A 21,258-nucleotide genomic window follows, 5' to 3' on the forward strand; every position below is an offset into this window, starting at 1 on the left:
GATGGCCTTACCAGAAAAACAACCTGTACAAAAAAAGTTCATTGATCCAGTTGCAGTAAAAAAATCAATCAGTCAGCGTCTTGTCGTCAACAATGTGACGAAAGTGATTTTCTTGATTGGTCTCCTATTTGGTCTCGTCGTTCTTGGTATTCTTCTTGTCGGCGTACTCCGTGATGGTGCTGCATGGTTATCGCTTGATTTCCTTCAGAATGGCCCATCACGACGTCCAGAACGCGCTGGAATCTATCCTGCACTGATGGGTACGATCTTCCTAATGCTTTTAATCGTTCCAATGATTTTCATCATGGGTGTCGGAGCTGCGATTTATTTAGAGGAATACGCGAAAAAAGGGCGGATGACATCGTTCATCGAAGTCAACATCTCGAACTTGGCAGGCGTACCTTCAATCGTTTTCGGTTTGCTCGGTTTAACATTCTTTGTCCGGAATATGGGCTTCGGTTCAACATTGATCGCTGGAGCGTTGACGCTCGCGTTAATGAGCTTACCGGTCGTCATCGTATCGTCGCAAGAGGCGATTCGTTCCGTGCCGCAAGCGATGCGTCATGCTTCACTGGCACTTGGTGCCTCGAAATGGCAGACGACGTTCAAAGTCGTTTTACCGGCGTCACTTCCAGGTGTCATTACGGGAATCATCTTAGCTGTCTCACGTGCGATTGGTGAAACAGCACCGCTTATCATGGTCGGAGCAGCCATCTTCATCGCCCGTGCACCAGAAGGGATCTTTTCAGAGTTTACGGCGTTGCCGATTCAAATTTATAACTGGACAAGCCGTCCGCAAGCTGATTTCCAAGGTCTTGCTGCAGCAGGAATCATTGTCTTGATGGTGATTTTATTGACAATGAACTCACTTGCAATCTGGATTCGAAATCGTTTTTCTAAACGTTATTAATCGTAGGAGTGTGCTGAATCGTTTTTAAGGAGGAACACAGATGATGGATACGAAGCTGACGACAAAAACAGCCGAGAAAGAAGGGGCAACAACTATGAATCAACCAGTAGCTGCGCAAGACAGTGTATACCGTGTCGACAATTTAAACTTATGGTACGGCGATGACCACGCCTTAAAAGATGTCAACTTAGATATTAAACAAAACGAAGTCACGGCAATCATCGGACCGTCTGGGTGCGGGAAATCGACATTCATCAAAACCTTGAACCGGATGGTCGAGCTCGTGCCAATCGTACGGACGAACGGTGTCATCGAATATAACGGCCGGAACATCTTCGATAAAGAATATGAAGTGGAAGAATTACGGACGTCCGTCGGAATGGTTTTTCAGCAACCGAACCCGTTCCCGAAATCGATTTACGATAACATCGCGTACGGACCACGTGTCCACGGTGTCAAAAACAAAAAGATTTTAGATGAAATCGTGGAACGTAGCTTGCGAGGTGCGGCGATTTGGGATGAAGTCAAAGATCGTCTGAATGAAAATGCCTACGGATTATCAGGTGGGCAACAACAACGTCTTTGTATCGCGCGGTGCCTTGCAATCGAACCGGATGTCATCTTAATGGATGAGCCAACTTCAGCACTCGACCCGATTTCGACACTCAAAGTCGAGGAACTCGTCCAGGAGTTGAAAAAAGAGTACTCGATCATCATCGTGACGCATAATATGCAACAGGCAGCACGTGTCTCGGATAAGACGGCATTCTTCTTGAACGGAGAAGTAGTGGAGTTTGATCAAACGGATCGTATCTTCTCGAATCCGAGTGATAAGCGGACAGAGGATTATATTTCAGGACGATTCGGATAATTAGGAGGAACTTTCAATGGCAGCTCACCGTACGATTTTTGGAGAAAATCTAGCAGTACTCGATCAAAAAGTCTTTCTTCTTGCCCGCAAGACGATGCAACAGATTGCGACGACAGCAGAAGCACTTGAAAAATACGATCTCGACATCGCGCGTACAGTGATTGAAAATGATAACGAACTCGATGCGCTGGAACTTGAAATCAATGATGATGCGATTCTTTTGATTGCGAAACAACAACCAGTGGCAACGGATTTACGTCGACTCGTGACAGCGATGAAAATCGCAACAGACTTAGAGCGGATTGCCGATTATGCCGGAAACATCTCGAAAGCGGTTTTACGTGTCGAAACATTTCCTTATGTCATCGACATCTCGCTTCTAAAAGAAGCGTTTGAAACATTGCTTGATATGACGGAAACAGCCATCGTCGCCTATCGCGATGGCGATATCGAAAAAGCAAAAGCGTTATCCGATCTCGACAACATCATTGATGAGACGACATATAAAGCGCTTCGCCAATACATGCGCCATATGTCATTGCAACCGATTGTTGTCGATGAAATCATGCAGTTTACGAACATCTGTCGCTACATCGAACGGATGGGCGACCATTTGACGAACGTCGGGGAGCACCTCATCTATCTCGAAAAAGGGAAACACTACGACTTAAATAACTAACTTGAGTAGGTACGAGGAAAATCCTCGACCTACTTTTTTTCGTAAAGGAATTTGAAACAAGTTTGTAGAATAGGAAAGAAGTGAATAAAGATAAAGAGGTGATAGGTAATGCTTGATAAAATCATAAAATTAAAAGAACAAGGACTGACGACAAAACAAATCGCTGAGAAATTAGAGTCGACGGAAGGGAAAGTGAAATATGCGTGGAGTAAGTACCGAAAATCACTTTCAGAACCAACGGACAAAAAAACAGCAGCTCCTAAAAAACAACAGAAAGCCACTCCATCGATGAAAGTGGCTGCGAATGAAATCGTTCCTGCTGTCATCGCCATACCATCGCTTGAACGGGATGCATTCGGGATGGCGACGCACTATGAAGATGACATCATGCATGCCATCGTTCAATCGCCGACGGCATTGTACGTGTACTGGGAGCTCTCGGAGTTATCTCGTAAAATGTTAGAGACGCATTACCATGCAGCGTTCGATTCATTCCGTAAAGAACTTCGAATCATTGATGTGACGTTAGTCGAGTATGAAAAAGGTGAAGCGAACCGGACGTATCAATTTGAACTGCCGGAAATGACGAACTCTTGGTTCGTTCGTCCGTTATCCCCAAACACTACATACATCATCGAATGGGGAATTCAAACGATTGATGGTGACTTTGTTCCGGTACTACGTTCGAAGCCGGTCGAGACGCCGCGTGACGAACCTGTCGTTGAAGGGCGATTCGCTGAAGTCGTCGCTCGTTGGCAAAATGGAGAAGTCGAGCAACCGGAATGGGTAGAAGTTTTACGACCGTATTCTTATTTCGACCGAATTCGTTGAGCTAAAAGATAGAAAGAAGGAGAGGAAGAGAAAACATGCGCAAAGGCTATTTTTCACTCGTTTTACATGCCCATTTACCTTATATTCGTCATCAGGAAGCTCATCGTCTAGAAGAGCGTTGGATGTACGAAGCGATTTCAGAAACGTATATTCCGTTATTATGGGAAATTGATCGTCTGGAGCGTCCGCTCGGATGGACGATTAGTATTTCTCCACCCGTCATTGAAATGCTTGCGGATTCACTGATTCAAGAACGTTATGTAGAGCATTTAGATGATACATTACGCTTAATTGATCAAGAACTTGACCGCGATTTAGTGGCGGAAGAACGGGATGCCCTGCTTTTCTACAAAGAACGGTACCGTGACTTAAAAAATACATTCGAACATTGGGGTCGCGATTTAAACTATGCCTTCCGTCATTATAAAGAAGCGGGTTACCTTGAATTGATGACCTGTACGGCAACGCATGGTTTCAGTCCGCATATGTTATCAGAGCAAGCTGCCCGGTCAGAGATTCAAACTGGATTAAACTGTTTCGAACGTCATTATGGATTCCGTCCGACGGGGCTATGGATGCCGGAATGTGCCTACACACCAGGTCTTGATAAAATCATGTACGAAGAGGGGATTCGTTATACATTCGTAGACGAACATTCCATCTTAAACGCTGATCCTGCTCCGAAACACGGCATCGGCGCACCGGTCTATTCGCCACATGGTGTTGCACTGTTTCCGCGCGATCAAATCATTTCTGGACGCATTTGGAGTTCTGTCATTGGTTATCCGGGACACCCGAACTATCGTGAATTTTACCGCGATCTTGCCTATGATCGGGAGTGGGACCAAATTGCAGAATTCATGCATCCTGAAGGACTCCGCTACGATACGGGCTTAAAATTACATCGTGTTACAGGAGAGTCCGATCAAAAGGCTTTTTATGTCCGCGACTGGGCTTGGAAACAAACGGATGAGCATGCAGCTGACTTTGCGGAAGCATTGGCGGAGCATCTTGACCAGCACAGTGGACAAGATTTCCCACCCTTCCTCGTCACGGCGCCATTCGATGCAGAACTGTTTGGACATTGGTGGTTTGAGGGACCGGACTTCCTTGGTAAAGCCATGGAACGACTTGAAGATGTTGGGGTCGAATCGATTTCACCTACAATGTTCCTCGAGCGTCATTTTGGCGACATCGAGACGGTGCACGTCGCAATGGGGACATGGGGCCGGAAAGGGTATGCGGATGTGTGGATCAATGAACGGAACGACTGGATGATTCGTCACTTGCATCAACTTGAAAAACGATTAGCCGGTGTCATGGCGCGTAATCGTCATCAAGATGGTTTGACGGTCAAAGCAAAACGTCAATTGATTCGTGAATACTTGCTCGCGGTTTCGAGCGACTGGCCGTTCATTCTCGATGGACAGACGACGGCACAATATGCGGCGAATCGATTCCGTGAACATATTAAGCGATTTGAAGAAACGGAGCGGTTACTTGACGCTGGAGAATTAACGACCGACTGGCTTGAAACGCGTTATGCCGAATATCCCTTCTTAGCGGATACAGACATCGAACCAGACGTCTATTTGACGACGCATGACTACTATGTTGCGGTGCAACGTGAAACGTCATGGAACGATGCTGCGATTTTACTCGTCGCAAAAGATTACCAAGATTCGAACCGACCAATTGCTGAGTTTGCGAAGCGATTGGCAGGAGCGGGAGAAAATGTCTATGTCATCACAGAAAATGAGACGGCTTATCGATTTGAAGATGGCGTTCATATTTACGGCGTCCGCATGACGGGCCTACCGCTCGTTCAGACTTACAATCAGTTGGCCGGATTAAATCTTGCCGTGTTGCGTCAAGCGCAAGCCCTGCATAAAATCTTAGAATTCCGCCTTGTCCATAACTTTACGATGGAGACGGCGTCGGCTGCTCAATCGTTTGCTGAGATCAATCAGTTGCCGCTTGTCAGCAATGTGTACAATCTTGAGAGTGAACGTTCTCCAGCGAGTAGCGGTGGTTTAGTTGTTGCGATTAAACGATTAGAGGGCGAAGCACTTCGTCATTCACAATTGATTTATTTAGAACGTGAAGAAGCGAGACAAGGAATCGAAAATGATTATCATGTTGCTCAAAAACCGCTTGAATTCCAAGTGAACCTTGAAAAACCATACGAACAATTGGCGATTCAGAAAAAGAACGGATGAACAGTTGCAATTCCGTTCCTTTCTTGGTACGATACTTGAGTATGCTTAACCTTATGTAAAGCAAAAACACTTGATACATTGAGAGCTAGATAGGAGGGAATCCCATGCGCGTTAAAATTACTTTGGCTTGCACTGAAACTGGTGACCGTACTTATATCACTAAAAAGAACAAGCGTAACAACCCAGAGCGTCTTGAGTTGAAGAAATACAACCCACGTCTCCGTAAGCACACACTTCACCGTGAAGTAAAATAATTGAGATGGAAGCCGTCACCTTGTGTGATGGCTTTTTTTGTGAATGGGGGAATACTATATGAATAAAAAAGCAGCGCGACGGGTAATCGGTGAGCGACTGAACGAGTTGGAAAACCGGCAGGAGCGGGAACGACGAATTGCAGAGCAGTTATTTGTATTGCCAGAATGGATGAGTGCGACATCAATTGCGGTGACCCTCTCGTTTCGAAACGAATGTTCAACGGATCGAGTCATTCAACAAGCATGGGCGGATGGAAAACGTGTCGTCATTCCGAAGGTCATCGGTCAAGAAATGAGATTTTTTGAACATTCGCCAAGCAGTCGACTGATTGAGAATTCGATGGGGATTTTTGAACCGGATGCAACTGCTTTTGAAATTGCATTGCCGACGATTGATCTTTGTATCGTACCGGGTCGTGCCTATATGCGTAATGGCTATCGCTTAGGATGGGGTGGTGGGTTTTATGATCGTGCGTTGATTGATTTTTCAGGTCCGACGCTTTCGATTGCATTTGCCGTTCAAGTCGTGGAACGATTCGAAGTAGAATCATTTGATCGCCCGGTTGATACAATTGTCACTGAAGATGAGGTCATTCAATGTCATTAACTGTTCTTCTATTCATCTGCTTAGCTCTCGGATATGCTGGCTATCAATTTGGATTATTAACGAAAAGCGGTGCATTGTTGACGATACTTGTCGGCAGCACGGTCGTCTATGCGCTCGATTATGAAGGATTAGTCCTGTTACTGTTATTCTTCGGTAGCTCTAGCCTGTTATCAAAACTCGGTAAGGCACGCAAGCAGTCCGTCGATCAAATCGTCGAGAAGGATGGTGCACGAGATGGTTGGCAAGTACTTGCCAACGGTGGAACCGCTATGCTTGCTTCGATAGGCGTTGTACTGACAAATGAATTTGATTTTTTATTAGTTTTCTTGATTGTCATTGCTGCTTCGAATGCAGATACATGGGCATCCGAGATTGGTCCGCTTTCTAAAAAAGAACCGATTTCAATCCGGACGTTTAAACCGGTCTTACGAGGAACGAGCGGCGGGGTATCTTTACTCGGGACACTCGCGACAATCATCGGTGCATTATTTATCGCGACAGCGGGTGACATTCTATTCGATTTGTCCGTAAAGCAATGGTTGATCGTCGCGGCCGGAGGTGTCCTTGGCAGTATTCTCGATACGGTGTTAGGCGCTACCGTTCAACGAAAGTATCGTTGTCAGATTTGTGGCAAAGAAACCGAGAAAAAAATCCATCATGGTACTACGACACAATATGTCCGAGGGTGGAAGTGGCTAGGGAATGACGCCGTTAATTATTTGTCCAGTACGCTAGCGGGGCTGATTGGTTTCATGTTGTATCGATTGTGGTAATGGAAGGTGAAGTACCTGACTTCCTTATGTTAGGATATTGTTGACACAAATTAGACAAAATGTGACCGTTTACACAGTCTTTTATAGTTTGTGAAAGATGTTACAATCTAATTGTGATATAGTTAACAAACTTTTAGTTTGTTTGGAAGGGTGGACATATCGGATGGAATTACATGCTAAAGTTACACGCGTTGCGTTAATTGGTGCGGGGGCAGTAGGATCAAGTTTTGCGTATCAAATGACGACAGCTGGACTTTGTGAAGAACTTGTCATCATTGATGTGAATAAAGCAAAAGCTGAAGGGGAAGCGATGGATTTAAATCACGGGACGCCATTCAGTTCTTCGCCGATGCGGATATGGGCAGGGGATTACGTGGATTGTAAAGATGCCGAAGTCATCGTGATCACGGCCGGTGCACCACAAAAACCGGGTGAGACACGACTTGACCTCGTTGCGAAAAATGCTTTAATCATGAAAGAAATGATGCGCCAAATCATGGAATCAGGATTTGACGGCATCATCGTCGTTGCATCAAATCCCGTTGACATCATGGCACATTTAGCATGGAAATATTCTGGTTTACCAAAGTCACGCGTCTTCGGATCAGGAACGGTACTCGATACGGCACGCTTGCGCCAAATGTTAGGAGAATACTTTAATATCGATTCACGAAACGCCCACGCCTATATTTTAGGTGAGCATGGCGACACGGAATTCGCTGCCTGGAGCAACTCAAGAATCTATGGAAAAACGATTGATGAACTGCTTGCAGAAGACGATCGTTATTCTCAAAAAGATTTAGATCAAATCTATATCAATGTACGCGATGCAGCCTATCATATCATTGAACGAAAAGGTGCAACATACTATGCGATTGGACTTGGTCTCGTTCGGATCGTCCGTGCGATTCTCGGGAACGAGAACTGTTTGTTGACTGTAGGAGCGCACGTTGACGGACAGTACGGGATTTCTGGTATTCATATCGGTGTACCTGCCGTGATTAACCGACAAGGTGTGCGCGAAGTCATCGAGGTGTCGCTGACGGATGAGGAATTAAAAAAATTCCATCATTCGGCGGAAGTTTTACGTCAAACGATGGAACCTGTCTTACGTTAAATCGGAAGCGTCAATCGTACCCACTGAACTCGGGCAAACGGAGTTTCAGTGGGTACGATTTTTTGATTAGAAAAAAGGACGCGATAAAAAATCTGAAAACTAGGTTTTATTTTACTAGAAAAAGGTTATGTTAGGGATAGAAGAGTTTTTCATGTCTTAAGAAACATTAGAAAACTCACAAAGGGGAGAAACGATAGTCATGTATACATTTCGAACGTTAACAAAGGAAGATGCAGAACAGTATTGGCGCTTACGCCTCGAAGGGCTAAAAAATCATCCGGATGCATTTGGTCATTCTTTTGACGATGAGCAACAAACGCCGCTCGAAGAAGTTCAAGAGGGGCTAGAAGGAGATCCGGAGTCGGATGAAGTTTGGATCGGGATATTCGATGAAGATACATTGTTTGGATTTGGTCAGGTCAAACCGTACGAACTGTCACGGGAATCACATAAGGCGATGATTTCTGGTGTCTATATCTCACCGGATTATCGTGGGGGCACGGGGCGCGCCCTGATGGAGGCCTTGATTGAAGAGGCGAAACAAATTCCGGAAGTCGAACAAGTCATTCTAGCCGTCTTGTCAGGAAATGAAGCTGCTCAAAAACTCTATGAATCACTTGGTTTCGAAGTATATGCAGAAGACCCTGATTCGGTCAAACTAGAGGATGGGACGTATCGAGATGACATTTGGATGAAAAAATACGTCTAAATGAAAGAGTTAAGAAGTCATTTAAAGGATGAAAGTCGTAGCGCAACTGTTGCTATGGCTTTTTTTCATAGCAGGTGGTCGCTTTTTTTGATTGTGCATTCTTTTTCGACTGGAGAGAGATATTTGGTATCATAAGAAGGAAACGATTTCATTAAAATAAGCCGTCCTTTCTTAAAAAGGACGTCAAACGAGGAGCGAACAAGATGAAAGCTGTGATTGAGACGATTCGTGAATTAGTAGAAATCCCAAGTCCGACTGGATTTACCGCGCATGCTCTTACATATGTAGAAAATCGATTTAAAGCAGAAGGAATTACGTATAAAAAGTTAGAAAAAGGAGCATTGATCGCTACGTTGCCCGGACAGTCTTCACGGATTCGTTTGTTGACAGCACACGTCGATACGCTCGGGGCGATGGTCAAAGAAATTTTGCCGACAGGTCGACTGACGTTATCACAACTTGGCGGTTATGCGTGGACGGCAATCGAAGGTGAAAATTGTCTCGTCCATAAAATGGACGGACAGACCGTCTCAGGAACGATTTTGTTCCATCACTCAAGCGTCCATACGTCACGCGTGACGAACACGGAAGAGCGAAATGCGACGAACATCGAAGTGAGACTCGACATCCGGTCAACGACGGCAGAGGAAACACGGGTAGCAGGGATCGAAGTCGGTGACATCGTGACGTTCGATCCGCGATTTATTCATACCGAAACAGGTTTCGTCAAATCACGTCATCTGGACGATAAAGCATCCGTCGCCCTGTTGCTTGAACTGATCAAGGAGTGGAAAAACGAGACATTACCGCATACGACGCAAATTCTGATTTCGAATTATGAAGAAGTCGGATTTGGTGGGAATGCCGGTTTTTCTGAAGACGTCGCAGAATACATCGCTGTCGATATGGGCGCATTAGGAGAAGGACAACACTCGGATGAATATACGGTATCAATCTGTGCGAAAGATAGCTCAGGACCGTATGACCTTGCATTACGTCATCAGTTCACACGTCTTGCCCAAAGCCATTCGATTCCGTATAAGGTCGATATCTATCCCTATTACAGTTCTGACGCTTCAGCAGCCGTCAGTGCGGGGCACGACGTCCGTCATGGACTGCTTGGTCCAGGAATCGAATCGAGTCACTCGTATGAACGGACGCATGAAGCGTCACTTCAAGCGACGTATGATTTACTGAATGTGTTCGTGAAGGAGAAAATGAATGATGAAAACACTTTATGATGTGCAGCAGTTATTGAAAACGTACGGGACGATCGTCTATTTAGGCGATCGCGAGTCGGATATAGCAATGATGATGCTCGAACTCGATGAGCTCGAGCAAGCCGGTGTGTTAGAAAAAAAGCAATATGATTCAGCGAAGGTGATTTTGGCACATGAATTCAAAAAATCACGACATTTGTAAGAGAAAAATCTTGTGCAACCCTTTGCACAAGATTGCCGTTCAGCTAAACTAATAGAGATGAAATCATTTACGAATAAGGGAGCTATGCAGATGAAATGGTTACTCGGGATTGATATTGGTGGAACGACAGTCAAGATGGCAATTCTTGATTTACAAGGCATCATCGTTGAAAAATGGGAGATCGAGACGGTTATCCTGAATGATGGGGAACAGATTCCAGGCGACATCGCGACATCTTTTTTTGAGAAATGTAAAGAGAGTAATAAACGTCCGGAAGACTTCGTTGGTGCCGGAATCGGTGCACCAGGCTTCATCGACTTTAATACCGGTGTCGTCGAACGTGCCGTAAACATCGGTTGGAATAACTTTGAGTTGATTGGTGAATTTGAACGATTGACGGGTTTACCGGCTGTTATTGAAAATGATGCGAATGCAGCGGCAATTGGTGAGATGTGGAAAGGTGCCGGTAGTGGAGCGACGGAGTTACTTGCTGTGACACTCGGGACAGGCGTCGGTGGTGGATTGATTACGAACGGTCAAATCGTTCACGGGACAGTCGGGATGGCAGGAGAAATCGGGCATATCACGATGTTAGCAGAAGGCGGCGTCCTGTGCGGTTGTGGACGAAAAGGATGTCTTGAAACGATCGCCTCTGCGACAGGTGTGGCACGTCTCGGGCTCGAAAAACGAAAAGGACAGCAAACGGTTCTGAACGATATTCAAGCCGTGACGGCGAAGGATGTCTTCGATGCCTATACGAAAGGCGACCGGGTTGCGACGGAAGTCATCGAGGAAGTGACGTTCCATCTCGGATTAGCAATCTCGAATCTCGCGAACAGCATCAATCCGGAAATGATCGTTATCGGTGGTGGGGTTTCAAAAGCAGGGGATGCTTTGATGGTACCGCTCAAAAAACAATTTGAACGCTTCGCGTTACCGCGTGTGTTTGAGTCGACGACTTTCAAAATTGCTGAACTTGAGAATGACGCAGGTGTCATCGGTTGTGCATGGCTTGCGAAACAAATGTTCTTGAAAAAATGATTTCATTAAATTTCAGAAAAAGGTTCGCTTTTGCGAATCTTTTTTTTGTTTACAAACGTAAGGAAAGTATGTGATTGTTAAGTATCTGCTTTGTTCAGGTTGCATTTTTGTAAAAGTAAGCGTAAAATTTTCACGTGATACGGGTATAAATAGAATATGGATTGACGTGTAAAAGTTCCAGGTCAAGAACACACGTATATTAGGAGGCAGGTTTTTATGCAGCAAGACTCTGGCATTTGGTCGCGCATGCGACTAAAGGTAGGCCAAGGTGTGAAAAGCACCTACACAGAACATAAACTTTTTTGGATTGCGACATTGTTAATTTGGTTAAAAACGTATGTAGCATACACGCTGTTTTTCGATGTTCCGATTACGAATTCAGCACAAGCATTCATCTTACTGATTAATCCAATCAGTTCGGCGCTCTTCATGTTTGGATTTAGTTTCTTCTTCCGTGGTAACGTTCAAAAATGGTTCATCTACGGAATACTCGTCCTGGCGACGCTCGTTCTTTATGCGGACATCATTTTCTTCCGCTTCTTCAATGACTACTTGACGTTACCGGTCTTGTTCCAAACATCAAATGCTGAGACGGTCTCAGCATCGCTTACATCATTGTTGACATGGGCAGACTTATTGATTGTCGGCGATCTATTGATTCTTCCATTCTTCTTACGGAAAATGGACATGTCTAAAAATGTCGCGTCACGAGGACGCGCGATTTTAGCGTTCGTCGCAGCAACTGCTGTCTTCCTTGGAAACTTGGCACTTGCGGAAACGGAACGTCCGGAACTATTGACACGGGCATTTGATCGCGAACTACTCGTCAAAAATATCGGAACGTTTAACTTCCATATGTATGACGCGTTGATTCAATCAAAAACATCAGCACAAAAAGCTCTTGCGGACAGTTCTGAATTGTCGGAAGTTCAAAACTTCGTTGCGTCGAAGTATGCTGAGCCGAACCCGGTCATGTTCGGCAAGTACGAAGGTAAAAACGTCATCGTGATGTCATTCGAATCGGCCCAATCATTTGCGGTTGGCCTGAAAGCGCCGAATGGCCAAGAAATCACACCGAACTTAAACAAATTAATTAAAGAGTCACATTCATGGGATAACTTCTACCATAATACGGGACAAGGGAAGACATCGGATGCTGAATTCATCTTAGAGAATTCAATCTATCCACTTGGGCGTGGTTCTGCGTTCTTTACGAATGGGGAAAATGAATTCCGGGCAACACCAGAGATGTTAAAAGAAGACGGCTATTATTCTGCCGTGTTCCATGCGAACAATAAATCATTCTGGAATCGTGACATCGTCTACAATAGTTTTGGTGTCGATCGTTTCTTCTCGGAGACCGATTATGATCTCGGTAACCCGGATGATTTAACGGAGTGGGGTTTACTCGACGACAAGTTCTTTGAACAGTCGTTACCAATGTTAAAAGATCTTCCACGTCCGTTTTATTCGAAGTTCATCACATTGACGAACCACTATCCGTTCGAAATGCCGAAACCGGAAGATGAACTTGTCCCACCGCTTGAGACGAGCTCGACGACATTGAATCATTATGTCCAAGCCCTCGCATACCAAGACATGGCACTCGGTAAGTTCATCGATGGTCTGAAAGAGGATGGTACATGGGACGATACAATCTTCATGTTGTATGGTGACCATTACGGAATCTCGACGAACCATAACGCGGCGATGGCGGAACTCCTCGAAAAAGATGAGTTGACGGCATATGACGTCGCTCAGTTGCAACGTGTTCCGTTCGTCATTCACTTACCAGGACAAACTAAAGGTGTGAAGCACGAAGAAGTGGCGAGTCAAATCGACATGAAACCAACGTTGCTCCACCTATTAGGAAAAGACTTTAAGGATGAAGTCTTATTCGGAACAGACTTGTTCTCAAAAGAACATAAAGATTACGCCTTGTTCCGTGATGGGTCTATCATTACCGATAAAACCGTTTATACACAAGAAACGTGTTATGACCGGAAAACAGGTGAAGAAGTGACGGATGAAGAAAATGGAGCCATCTGTAAAGAGGCAGTCAAACAGTCTGAAAAAGAACTCGGTCTGTCGGACAAAGTCATTTACGGTGACTTGCTACGTTTCTTACAAAAGTCTAAATAAGTCGTGATAAACACTAAAATAGCCGAAATCCCTCTACGTCTTAAGGGATTTCGGCTTTCTTTTGTTCGTACGATCCGTTTCGCAAGACTTATGACGACAAAAAAAGGTGAGCCTTCTCGACGAGAAAGCTCACCTTTTTAATGTTTATCCAACGATTACGATGGGATTCCACCGAAAATCAGCGTCGCAATACCGAACCAGCCGAATAGTACAACAGTCAGTCCAGCAAATACGAGTGGAAACATTTGGCGTTTCTTAAGTGAACGGACGACGGCCCAAACACCGACGAGTGCTACGATGAAGAAAAGCCAACCGATTGGTTGATCCAAATGCATGACGTACTCCCCCTTAAAAATCACGTTATGAAGTTCACGAAGATTTCACTTAAATCTCACTTTTTAGTTTAGCTGACTATCCGCCTAAAGTCGAGAGGGGGAAGAGGGAAGTTTCGACAATTTCGTGTATAGTAGAAAAGAATGATGTTTAAAAGGAGTCTGATCATATGGAAATCGTAAGTATTACTTCAGGTATCGCCTCGGAAAACGGATACCTTCTTTTTCGAGATGGGAAATGTCTCGTCATTGATCCGGGAACGGAAGATATGCGTTTCTTTGACGAAATCGAGCAGCGGAACGCGCAAGTCGAAGCAATCCTCTTAACACACGCTCATTTTGATCACATCGGTGGCGTTGACATGTTGAGACGATTCACATCGGCTCCAGTCTATCTTCATCAAAAAGAAGCAAAATGGTTGGCGAATCCCGATTTAAATGGATCGTCGAAGTTTGGTGTGCCGCCGGTCAAAGTCAAACCGGCTGAGCATCGGTTAGAGCCTGGACCACTCTCAATCGGTAGTTTTAACATGCATGTTCTCGAGACGCCTGGGCATTCGCCTGGTAGCGTTACGTTCTACTTCAAAAATGAACGGGTTGCCTTTGCCGGCGATTTGTTGTTTAAGCAGAGTGTTGGGCGGACGGACTTACATGGTGGCGACCAAGACACGTTGATGCGCTCGATTGATCGAATCATCGCTGAGTTGCCGCATGACACGACGTTTTACCCTGGACATGGTCCGACGACAACATTGCGTCAAGAAGTTAAGAACAACCCGTTCTTTTGATTACGTGTAAAAAAACGCCTTCTCTTCGATTGAAGAGAAGGCGTTTTTTTATTTTACATCTGGAAGTTGGACCAATACGTGAAGACGATAAAGAATACTGTTAAGTAAGCTGCAAAGATGTAGACATACGTTTTTTCAGTTAGGCGAAGATAGCCTAATGCTGCAAAGAAGACAGTTTGTGCCAAGAAGACAAAGCCCATAACTAAAAATGAATCCGTATGCTCACTTGAGCTCGCGTCGCCGCCGAGTGCGCCGATAAATGCCATGACTGCAATGATTCCAGTCCAAAATCCGAGTACGCGGTACATTCTCCCCATTCATATAACCCCCTAAATCCGACAGATAGTCAATATACGTACTTATTTTACCAAGCAAACAATCATCCGTCCATCATGTTCTAGTGTTTGTTAAGGAATAACTGTGAACAAAAGATGAAGTTTAATAAAAAGTTGTACAATAGTTGTACAAAAGGTGTACAAAGTAAAAAAACCGTGGTATAGTTTCTGTAATGAGAAGCGCATATTTTGAGAGGAGGAGCAACAATGGCAAATGAGTTGATATTTTTCACGTATCCGAGCTGTACATCTTGTCGTAAAACGAAATCATGGTTAAAAGAGGAACATGTTGATGTAGAAGAACGCCATCTGTTCAGAAATGCTCCGACAGTGGACGAATTGATGGAATTGTTGAAATTATCGACAGACGGCATCGAAAGTTTACTCGCAACACGCAGCCAAGCTTTCAAAGATCTTGGGATTGATGTAGAGGATATGAAATTAAGCGAACTACTCCGATTGATGAGTGATAATCCGAAACTGTTACGTCGTCCAATCATTACTGATGGCAAACAACTCGTAATCGGGTATGATAAACCAGGTCTTGAAACACTAGCGAAGCGCAAAGCACGCTTAATCGCCCAAGTATCTTAAAGAAGCCGAGTTGTTCGGGCTTCTTTTTTTTTGTACTTTTTTAAGTAAGGAGGTGTCATGTTGAGAGAACTTGTCAGTCAATTGATTCAGCGATTTGCAAAAGGTGGTGTCACCGATGTGCATTTTGTTCCAGATGAACAGATGGCGCGTGTCATTTGTAGGACGGCCGACGGATTAAAGGAACAAGAAGCAATCCCTTTTAGTCAATACAGTTCAATCGTTAGTCATATTCGCTATGAATCCAACTTGAAAGAACAAAATGAACGGATTCCGCAAAGTGGTGTCTATCCGGTTGACCAAAGCGGGATGCGGGTCTCGATTTTACCAAGTCGTCACGGGGACGCGATGTCATGGCGCTTCTACCGGGCGGTTGTCTCGAGTGAGATTGCATCGACGCTTCTCAATCCGATTGAGGATTTAGAATGGCTTCAACAACAAAGTCACGGTTGTATCATCATTTCTGGGACGACGGGGGCAGGTAAGACGACGATGCTCTATTCCTTGATGGCATCGATGGAAGGTAAGCGGATCATCTCTGTCGAGGACCCCGTCGAATGTACGGTGCCTGGTGTCTTACAGCTTGAGTTAAATGAAAAGGCCGGTTTTGACGCGACACGTTGTTTTGAGGAAATTCTTCGGGCAGACCCGGACTGGATTGCTTTTGGGGAAGTTCGAACTGCTGAAGCGGCACGACTCTCGATCAATGCTGCTCTTAGTGGGCACGTCGTCGTATTTACTTTACATGCCGGAACAGTCAATGAAGTGTTGTTACGCTTAAAATCGCTAGGGATTTCAGGGGAGGAGTTAGCGGTCTGTAAAAAAATCATTCATCTTTACCGGGAGGAGGGGCATGTCCACTGTACAGTAGAAAACTTAACACGAACAGCAAATGTCGCTTTTTAAACCGATTTCATCGACTATTGTCAAAAGGCATTTCGACGAAAGAAACGTTAGAAATCTTACAACGATTCGAAGAGCCGATCCTTCTGCCGGTCATTGAAGAAATCAAACGTCGGTTAGAGAGCGGAAATCCGTTATCCATCGCATTAGAACCACTCGCCTTGTCCCCTTCGCTCCAACGTCTGCTTCAGGTGGGTGATCAAACGGAACGCCCCTTGATGATTTTACAACAGGTCATTCGCTTGCTGGAGTTAGAAAATCAAATGAAAAAGAAATTTTGGAAAATGGCGCGGTATCCACTCGTCCTCGCCTCAAGCTTGATGTTACTTTTCATGTTTTATGCCCTCTACGTGTTTCCTTCCCTACTCGAGATGTCGAGTCCAGAAAGTCTTCCGCGCTTTTTAGTCTTGATTTTACATCCTTCAGCCAAGTACGTCCTTGCAGCGACTCCGATTCTGTTACTTTCAATCCTCCTTCTCACCTTTCGTCTGATTCCGGTCAAACGGCTATTACAGTTTAAAATCATTCAGAAACTCCTTCAGTTGTATTACAGTTACTTGTTTACGATTGAGATTGGTTCCTTTATTGACGCAGGTTTCTCGTTAGAAGAGGCTTTCCGCTCGCTTGAACAGGGGCAGACGGGAAAGAAACAACAAATGTACGCGATGCTTCACCAACATCAACAAGCGGGCACCTCGTTATCTGAAGCCATCTTACAAGAACAAATCATTGATGTTGAAACCGTTGGGCTCGTTCACCTTGCTCGAGAAAGTGGTGACTTAGGTCCATTATTGCTAGCACAAGCCAGTTTGTTGCATGAATCGATTGAAGAAGAGTTAGAGAAAAAACTGCTGTTGATTGAACCGGTCTTGTATGGAGGCTTGACGATCATGACAGGCAGCTTATTTTTTATTTTGTACTACCCGATCCAACTGGCGATTCAACAACTTCCATTTTGAAGAAAGAAGGAGTTTTGATTATGAGACGATTCTTGAAAAACGAACGTGGATTCACTTTACTTGAAATGGCTGCTGTCTTATTAATTATTTCGCTATTGCTGCTCGTATTAATTCCGACGATGACGAGCGGGAAAGATCAAGCGAAAGGTGTTAGTTGTGAAGCGAACATCCGTGTCATTCGTTCCGAGGTCAACCTTTATTATGCGAAAGAAAAAAAATATCCGGAAACATTGCAGACGATTAACCGTGGTACTGCTGAAAAACCAAATGAACTGCTCTGCGATCAGGAGACGTATACCTATGATTCAAAAACAGGCGAACTTACGAAGTGACGGGTTTACATTGATTGAAATGAGTGGAGTCTTAATGATTACAGGTCTGTTGTGCTTATTGTTATTGCCGACTGTTATTGATCGGCGCCCGGCAATTTATTTACTCGAACAAGACATTGCGATGATGCGGCAAGATTTTCAGACGTTACGGTTACTGCAATACTCCAAAACGGATAATCAAAATACCATTCAATTTCGATGGCGTGCAGATGGAACGGGATATTTTATCATGGTGAACGATCGAATCCTGTGGCAGAGAACGTTTCAACCTGGTCATAGTTGTATCATCCCGACGACCGGGCGAGTGATTTACTTTAAAAGTTATCATTCGACCTATGCCTCGACCTGGTACTGCCGTTCAGCAAAACAAGAATATGAAATAAAATTCCTCCTCGGAAATTATCAAATGTTGATTCAACAAATGAGGTGAAATGGCATGCGGTCAAAGGTAAAAAGAGTTGTTTGCTCGGAGGAAGAGCGTGGATTCACTCTCCTTGAAGTGATGCTCTCACTTGTCGCCATCAGTTTGTTCTTAGTATTAGCGATTGATCCTTACTTGAATTTCGAAAAACAAAAAACACAGTTAATTGTTGAGACACGGCGCTTGGACGAGATGGCATCGAAGCAAGTGGCGGGTGATTCGACGGGGTATCGTGTCGAGGAAGGGAAGTGGTGTCTTGAAACGTTATGCCTTGCGAGCCGAATCCGGAACGACCCTCCTCGAAATTTCAATGGTCCTTTGGTTGAGTCCTCTATTACTCCTTGGATTATTGACGATGACACAACTCGTTAGCAACGCCAACCAAACAGAATGGATGGAAGAGGACCTGTTTTTTCATACCGTCGAACGATTGATGTGGCGCAGCATTGAGTGTGGATTAGTAGGAGAAGAGCTGAGGGGGCGGGATGTCGATCCAGGAGAGGAGCCGATTAAATGGCGGCTCGTTCGTGTACAAAATCAAATACGGCTCAAAAAAGAGTTTGGAGGCGAACTGACGTATGCCCACGACGTGACGCATTATCGAATCAAAGAAGACGGTGCCCGAATCGTAATCGAACTCAATCAGCGGTCTCGAACTTACGCCTGCAAGAAACCGGGTTCATCCTGATTCAAACCTTATTGATTCTGATAGGAATTGGTGCCATGATGCTACTAGGTTGTATGCGGATGGATGAGACCATCAAACAGTATAAGCTAGAGCAAGAGGCGCTTCAACTCGAGTCCCTTGTCAGAGCGGCATCACATGACTGTCGCCAAGATGAGACGATCCGTTATCAGATTGGACGAGTTACTTGTATCCGAACGGATAAAGGCTTTAAAATGGAAGCAATCTTAGATAATGGACAAAGAATCGAGGCGGTCGTTTCGGATGGATAAGGTTTATGTAATTGGCTTTATGGGAACTGGTAAAACAGCGATTGGTCGGAAGTTAAGCGAACGATATGACGTAGATGAACTGGATGAACGTTTTGTTCAAGAGTATGGTCAATCAATTGCTGATTTTTTTGCAGCACATGGTGAGGCAGGGTTTCGAGCGCGCGAAAGCGAATTGTTACGAAACAGTCAATCTCAAATTGTCATCACAGGTGGTGGAATCATTGAACGACCCGAAAATCGTACATGGATGAAGGAAACGGGTACGGTAATCTGGATTGATACACCATTCGATTCGATTTGGAGACGAATTGAGTCGGACCGAAATCGTCCCTTAGTGGGGAAGTACGAGACTGTGAAGTCTTTGTATATGCGCAGACGTCCTATCTATGCAGACGGTGCGGATCTTCGTTTAGAGGGAATGAAATCGATTCGGGAGCTAACGGCAGAAATAGAATCGGTATTGGAGGAAAAGTCATGATTTGGATTAACCTTGGAATCATTGTAGTAGCGGTCCTCGGCTTAGTTGCTTATGGATTTGTGCTTTATAAAAAGAAGATTTCACAAGACTTACGGCTTGTAAAACAGTTGTTGGAGCGATTTACGATCCGTCAGCAAACGTTGCAGGCAGGCGTCGACCATACGACGAATCGGATTGATCAAATTAAAGGAAATGTCGATCATCTTGTGAGTGAAGGGAAGCGTGTTGAGCAAGGGGCGCGTCAACTAATGGTTGAAGGGCAACGACTTTCAACAGAAGTTCAACATACAGCTGGACTCAAGCAATTTTGAAATGGCTTTCATTGAGCGAATGTGAAACAATAGGAGAGAAGGGACTTCGTCCTTTCTCTCTTTAGTTTTGTTCAATTTCCGAATAAACCTAGAAAAATAGGTTTGAAGTTGATAGAATGTAAATGAAAGTTGAACATTAAAGAGAAAAGGAACATAAAATGTTCGTAAATAGGGGGATATGTATGAGTCAGACGACATTGAAGAGAACGCCATTGTTTGAAACGATCGCACCGATGGGGAAAATGGTCGATTTTGCAGGGTTTGAAATGCCGGTTCTGTTTTCATCAATCAAGGAAGAACACATTGCAGTACGTGAACAAGTAGGGATGTTCGATGTATCTCATATGGGAGAATTGTTAGTGACAGGTCCTGAAGCATTAGCGTTTCTTCAAAAGACGCTGTCGAATGATATCTCTAAGATCGCTATTGGACAGGCTCAATACAATGTTTTATGTCAAGAAGATGGTGGGACGGTCGATGACTTGCTTGTATATCGACTGGAAGAGGAAAAATATTTACTAGTCGTCAACGCCTCGAATATCGAGAAAGATGAAGCGCATCTTCGTTCGTATCTAGAAGGAAACGTGTTACTTGAAAACCAATCGGATGCGTATGGGCAGATTGCCGTCCAAGGTCCTAAAGCAGAAGAAGTCCTGTCGGCGATGACGGAGCTCGCATTAAATGAAATTAAATTTTTCCGGTTCGTTTACGGGAAAGTGGCAGGCATCGACATGTTAGTTTCGCGCAGTGGTTATACGGGAGAAGATGGATTCGAGTTATATATGCCGGCAGCAGATGCAGAACATGTCTTTAAGACACTACTTGAAGCAGGTGTCGTTCCATGTGGTCTTGGCGCGCGTGATACTTTACGTTTTGAAGCGTGTTTACCACTCTATGGTCATGAGTTATCGGCGACGATTTCACCGATCGAAGCAGGGATGGGGTTTGCCGTCAAACCACAAGCGAAAAAATTCATCGGGTCAGATGTGCTCGCACAACAAAAAGAACAAGGCGCACCACGCCGTTTGATTGGACTTGAACTCGTCGATAAAGGGATTGTCCGTCAGGATGCTCCGGTTTTACTGAATGGAGAGACTGTTGGTTTTGTGACGACAGGGACGTTGCCGCCGACAATCGGTAAAGCCATTGCCTTGGCGCTCGTGCCAGCAGAATATGCGACAGAGGACCAGTTCGAAGTGGAAGTACGTGGAAAGAAACTAGCCGCAAAACGTGTGAACACACCGTTTTATCGTCGAGCCAACTAAGGGGGACTTAT

Annotated in this window: 28 protein-coding genes; 26 read left to right on the forward strand and 2 right to left on the reverse strand. The window is 44.7% G+C overall.

Annotated features, from left to right (window positions below; all coding sequences use genetic code 11):
• The first annotated feature begins 1 nt into the window (after position 1).
• From pstA to KNP99_RS08245, 14 genes are all read left to right on the forward strand, one after another.
• Positions 2-910 (forward strand): phosphate ABC transporter permease PstA, encoded by a 909-nt coding sequence (gene pstA / locus KNP99_RS08180; RefSeq protein ID WP_088836585.1) that lies wholly within the window; start codon positions 2-4, stop codon positions 908-910.
• Positions 911-1,004: 94 nt separating this feature from the next.
• The gene (pstB, locus tag KNP99_RS08185) at positions 1,005-1,781 is read left to right on the forward strand and encodes a phosphate ABC transporter ATP-binding protein PstB (protein ID WP_239456901.1); all 777 of its coding nucleotides are present in this window, start codon (positions 1,005-1,007) and stop codon (positions 1,779-1,781) included.
• 16 nt (positions 1,782-1,797) lie between these two features.
• The gene (gene phoU / locus KNP99_RS08190; protein WP_088836587.1) at positions 1,798-2,460 is read left to right on the forward strand and encodes a phosphate signaling complex protein PhoU; all 663 of its coding nucleotides are present in this window, start codon (positions 1,798-1,800) and stop codon (positions 2,458-2,460) included.
• A 108-nt stretch (positions 2,461-2,568) separates the two neighbouring features.
• Positions 2,569-3,291, forward strand: coding sequence for a DUF4912 domain-containing protein (locus KNP99_RS08195; protein WP_088836588.1), 723 nt, complete (start codon positions 2,569-2,571; stop codon positions 3,289-3,291).
• Between the two features lie 35 nt (positions 3,292-3,326).
• Complete coding sequence (locus KNP99_RS08200) at positions 3,327-5,510, forward strand: glycoside hydrolase family 57 protein (protein ID WP_215193162.1); 2,184 nt, start codon at positions 3,327-3,329, stop codon at positions 5,508-5,510.
• 104 nt (positions 5,511-5,614) lie between these two features.
• Complete coding sequence (gene rpmG / locus KNP99_RS08205) at positions 5,615-5,764, forward strand: 50S ribosomal protein L33 (protein WP_012369771.1); 150 nt, start codon at positions 5,615-5,617, stop codon at positions 5,762-5,764.
• A gap of 58 nt (positions 5,765-5,822) precedes the next feature.
• Positions 5,823-6,371 carry a 5-formyltetrahydrofolate cyclo-ligase gene (locus KNP99_RS08210; protein WP_088836590.1) on the forward strand — a complete coding sequence of 183 codons (549 nt, stop codon included), beginning with the start codon at positions 5,823-5,825 and terminating at the stop codon, positions 6,369-6,371.
• Positions 6,362-7,144 (forward strand): DUF92 domain-containing protein, encoded by a 783-nt coding sequence (locus tag KNP99_RS08215; protein WP_214765397.1) that lies wholly within the window; start codon positions 6,362-6,364, stop codon positions 7,142-7,144. The genes KNP99_RS08210 and KNP99_RS08215 overlap by 10 nt, the downstream gene beginning before the upstream one ends.
• A gap of 163 nt (positions 7,145-7,307) precedes the next feature.
• Positions 7,308-8,261, forward strand: coding sequence for an L-lactate dehydrogenase (locus KNP99_RS08220; protein ID WP_088836592.1), 954 nt, complete (start codon positions 7,308-7,310; stop codon positions 8,259-8,261).
• Positions 8,262-8,460: 199 nt separating this feature from the next.
• Positions 8,461-8,970, forward strand: a complete 510-nt coding sequence (locus KNP99_RS08225) for a GNAT family N-acetyltransferase (protein ID WP_088836593.1) — start codon at positions 8,461-8,463, stop codon at positions 8,968-8,970.
• Positions 8,971-9,173: 203 nt separating this feature from the next.
• Positions 9,174-10,211, forward strand: coding sequence for a M42 family metallopeptidase (locus tag KNP99_RS08230; RefSeq protein WP_214800991.1), 1,038 nt, complete (start codon positions 9,174-9,176; stop codon positions 10,209-10,211).
• Positions 10,195-10,392, forward strand: coding sequence for a YqgQ family protein (locus KNP99_RS08235; protein ID WP_214801553.1), 198 nt, complete (start codon positions 10,195-10,197; stop codon positions 10,390-10,392). The genes KNP99_RS08230 and KNP99_RS08235 overlap by 17 nt, the downstream gene beginning before the upstream one ends.
• Positions 10,393-10,476: 84 nt before the next feature.
• Positions 10,477-11,433 carry an ROK family glucokinase gene (locus tag KNP99_RS08240; protein WP_215193163.1) on the forward strand — a complete coding sequence of 319 codons (957 nt, stop codon included), beginning with the start codon at positions 10,477-10,479 and terminating at the stop codon, positions 11,431-11,433.
• Positions 11,434-11,649: 216 nt separating this feature from the next.
• Positions 11,650-13,575 carry an LTA synthase family protein gene (locus tag KNP99_RS08245; protein WP_034801229.1) on the forward strand — a complete coding sequence of 642 codons (1,926 nt, stop codon included), beginning with the start codon at positions 11,650-11,652 and terminating at the stop codon, positions 13,573-13,575.
• Positions 13,576-13,730: 155 nt separating this feature from the next.
• Here KNP99_RS08245 and KNP99_RS08250 read toward each other — a convergent pair whose 3' ends face one another.
• Positions 13,731-13,910, reverse strand: a complete 180-nt coding sequence (locus tag KNP99_RS08250) for a DUF2759 domain-containing protein (RefSeq protein WP_029332993.1) — start codon at positions 13,908-13,910, stop codon at positions 13,731-13,733.
• A 167-nt stretch (positions 13,911-14,077) separates the two neighbouring features.
• On the opposite strand from KNP99_RS08250, the gene KNP99_RS08255 reads away from it, so the two are divergent.
• Positions 14,078-14,695, forward strand: coding sequence for an MBL fold metallo-hydrolase (locus KNP99_RS08255; protein WP_088836596.1), 618 nt, complete (start codon positions 14,078-14,080; stop codon positions 14,693-14,695).
• 53 nt (positions 14,696-14,748) lie between these two features.
• Here the strand turns inward: KNP99_RS08255 and KNP99_RS08260 are convergent, their stop codons facing one another.
• On the reverse strand, positions 14,749-15,012 hold the full coding sequence (locus tag KNP99_RS08260) for a DUF2626 family protein (RefSeq protein WP_012369782.1): 264 nt from the start codon (positions 15,010-15,012) through the stop codon (positions 14,749-14,751).
• Between the two features lie 225 nt (positions 15,013-15,237).
• On the opposite strand from KNP99_RS08260, the gene KNP99_RS08265 reads away from it, so the two are divergent.
• The 11 genes from KNP99_RS08265 (at position 15,238) to gcvT (ending at position 21,247) form a co-directional block, all read left to right on the forward strand.
• Positions 15,238-15,624: a Spx/MgsR family RNA polymerase-binding regulatory protein gene (locus tag KNP99_RS08265; protein ID WP_029332995.1), complete on the forward strand. Its 387-nt coding sequence runs from the start codon at positions 15,238-15,240 to the stop codon at positions 15,622-15,624.
• A gap of 57 nt (positions 15,625-15,681) precedes the next feature.
• Positions 15,682-16,527: an ATPase, T2SS/T4P/T4SS family gene (locus KNP99_RS08270; RefSeq protein WP_251133071.1), complete on the forward strand. Its 846-nt coding sequence runs from the start codon at positions 15,682-15,684 to the stop codon at positions 16,525-16,527.
• 17 nt (positions 16,528-16,544) lie between these two features.
• Positions 16,545-17,483 (forward strand): type II secretion system F family protein, encoded by a 939-nt coding sequence (locus KNP99_RS08275; protein ID WP_251132126.1) that lies wholly within the window; start codon positions 16,545-16,547, stop codon positions 17,481-17,483.
• Positions 17,484-17,503: 20 nt separating this feature from the next.
• Positions 17,504-17,815, forward strand: a complete 312-nt coding sequence (locus KNP99_RS08280) for a competence type IV pilus major pilin ComGC (protein WP_088836598.1) — start codon at positions 17,504-17,506, stop codon at positions 17,813-17,815.
• Positions 17,784-18,245 (forward strand): prepilin-type cleavage/methylation domain-containing protein, encoded by a 462-nt coding sequence (locus KNP99_RS08285; protein ID WP_239456852.1) that lies wholly within the window; start codon positions 17,784-17,786, stop codon positions 18,243-18,245. The genes KNP99_RS08280 and KNP99_RS08285 overlap by 32 nt, the downstream gene beginning before the upstream one ends.
• A 6-nt stretch (positions 18,246-18,251) precedes the next feature.
• The gene (locus tag KNP99_RS08290) at positions 18,252-18,608 is read left to right on the forward strand and encodes a type II secretion system protein (RefSeq protein WP_214769941.1); all 357 of its coding nucleotides are present in this window, start codon (positions 18,252-18,254) and stop codon (positions 18,606-18,608) included.
• Positions 18,493-18,924 (forward strand): hypothetical protein, encoded by a 432-nt coding sequence (locus tag KNP99_RS08295; RefSeq protein WP_251132500.1) that lies wholly within the window; start codon positions 18,493-18,495, stop codon positions 18,922-18,924. Before KNP99_RS08290 ends, KNP99_RS08295 begins: the two co-directional genes overlap by 116 nt.
• A 35-nt stretch (positions 18,925-18,959) precedes the next feature.
• Positions 18,960-19,193, forward strand: a complete 234-nt coding sequence (locus KNP99_RS08300; protein ID WP_251133072.1) for a hypothetical protein — start codon at positions 18,960-18,962, stop codon at positions 19,191-19,193.
• Positions 19,186-19,671, forward strand: coding sequence for a shikimate kinase (locus tag KNP99_RS08305; protein WP_088836600.1), 486 nt, complete (start codon positions 19,186-19,188; stop codon positions 19,669-19,671). Before KNP99_RS08300 ends, KNP99_RS08305 begins: the two co-directional genes overlap by 8 nt.
• Entirely contained in the window at positions 19,668-19,982 is a 315-nt protein-coding gene (locus KNP99_RS08310) for a hypothetical protein (protein ID WP_214805183.1), read from the forward strand. The genes KNP99_RS08305 and KNP99_RS08310 overlap by 4 nt, the downstream gene beginning before the upstream one ends.
• A 182-nt stretch (positions 19,983-20,164) precedes the next feature.
• The gene (gene gcvT / locus KNP99_RS08315) at positions 20,165-21,247 is read left to right on the forward strand and encodes a glycine cleavage system aminomethyltransferase GcvT (protein ID WP_214805186.1); all 1,083 of its coding nucleotides are present in this window, start codon (positions 20,165-20,167) and stop codon (positions 21,245-21,247) included.
• Positions 21,248-21,258: the final 11 nt, after the last annotated feature.

It is taken from the genome of Exiguobacterium sp. s95 (assembly GCF_018618655.1).
Taxonomy (GTDB): Bacteria; Bacillota; Bacilli; order Exiguobacteriales; family Exiguobacteriaceae; genus Exiguobacterium_A; species Exiguobacterium_A oxidotolerans.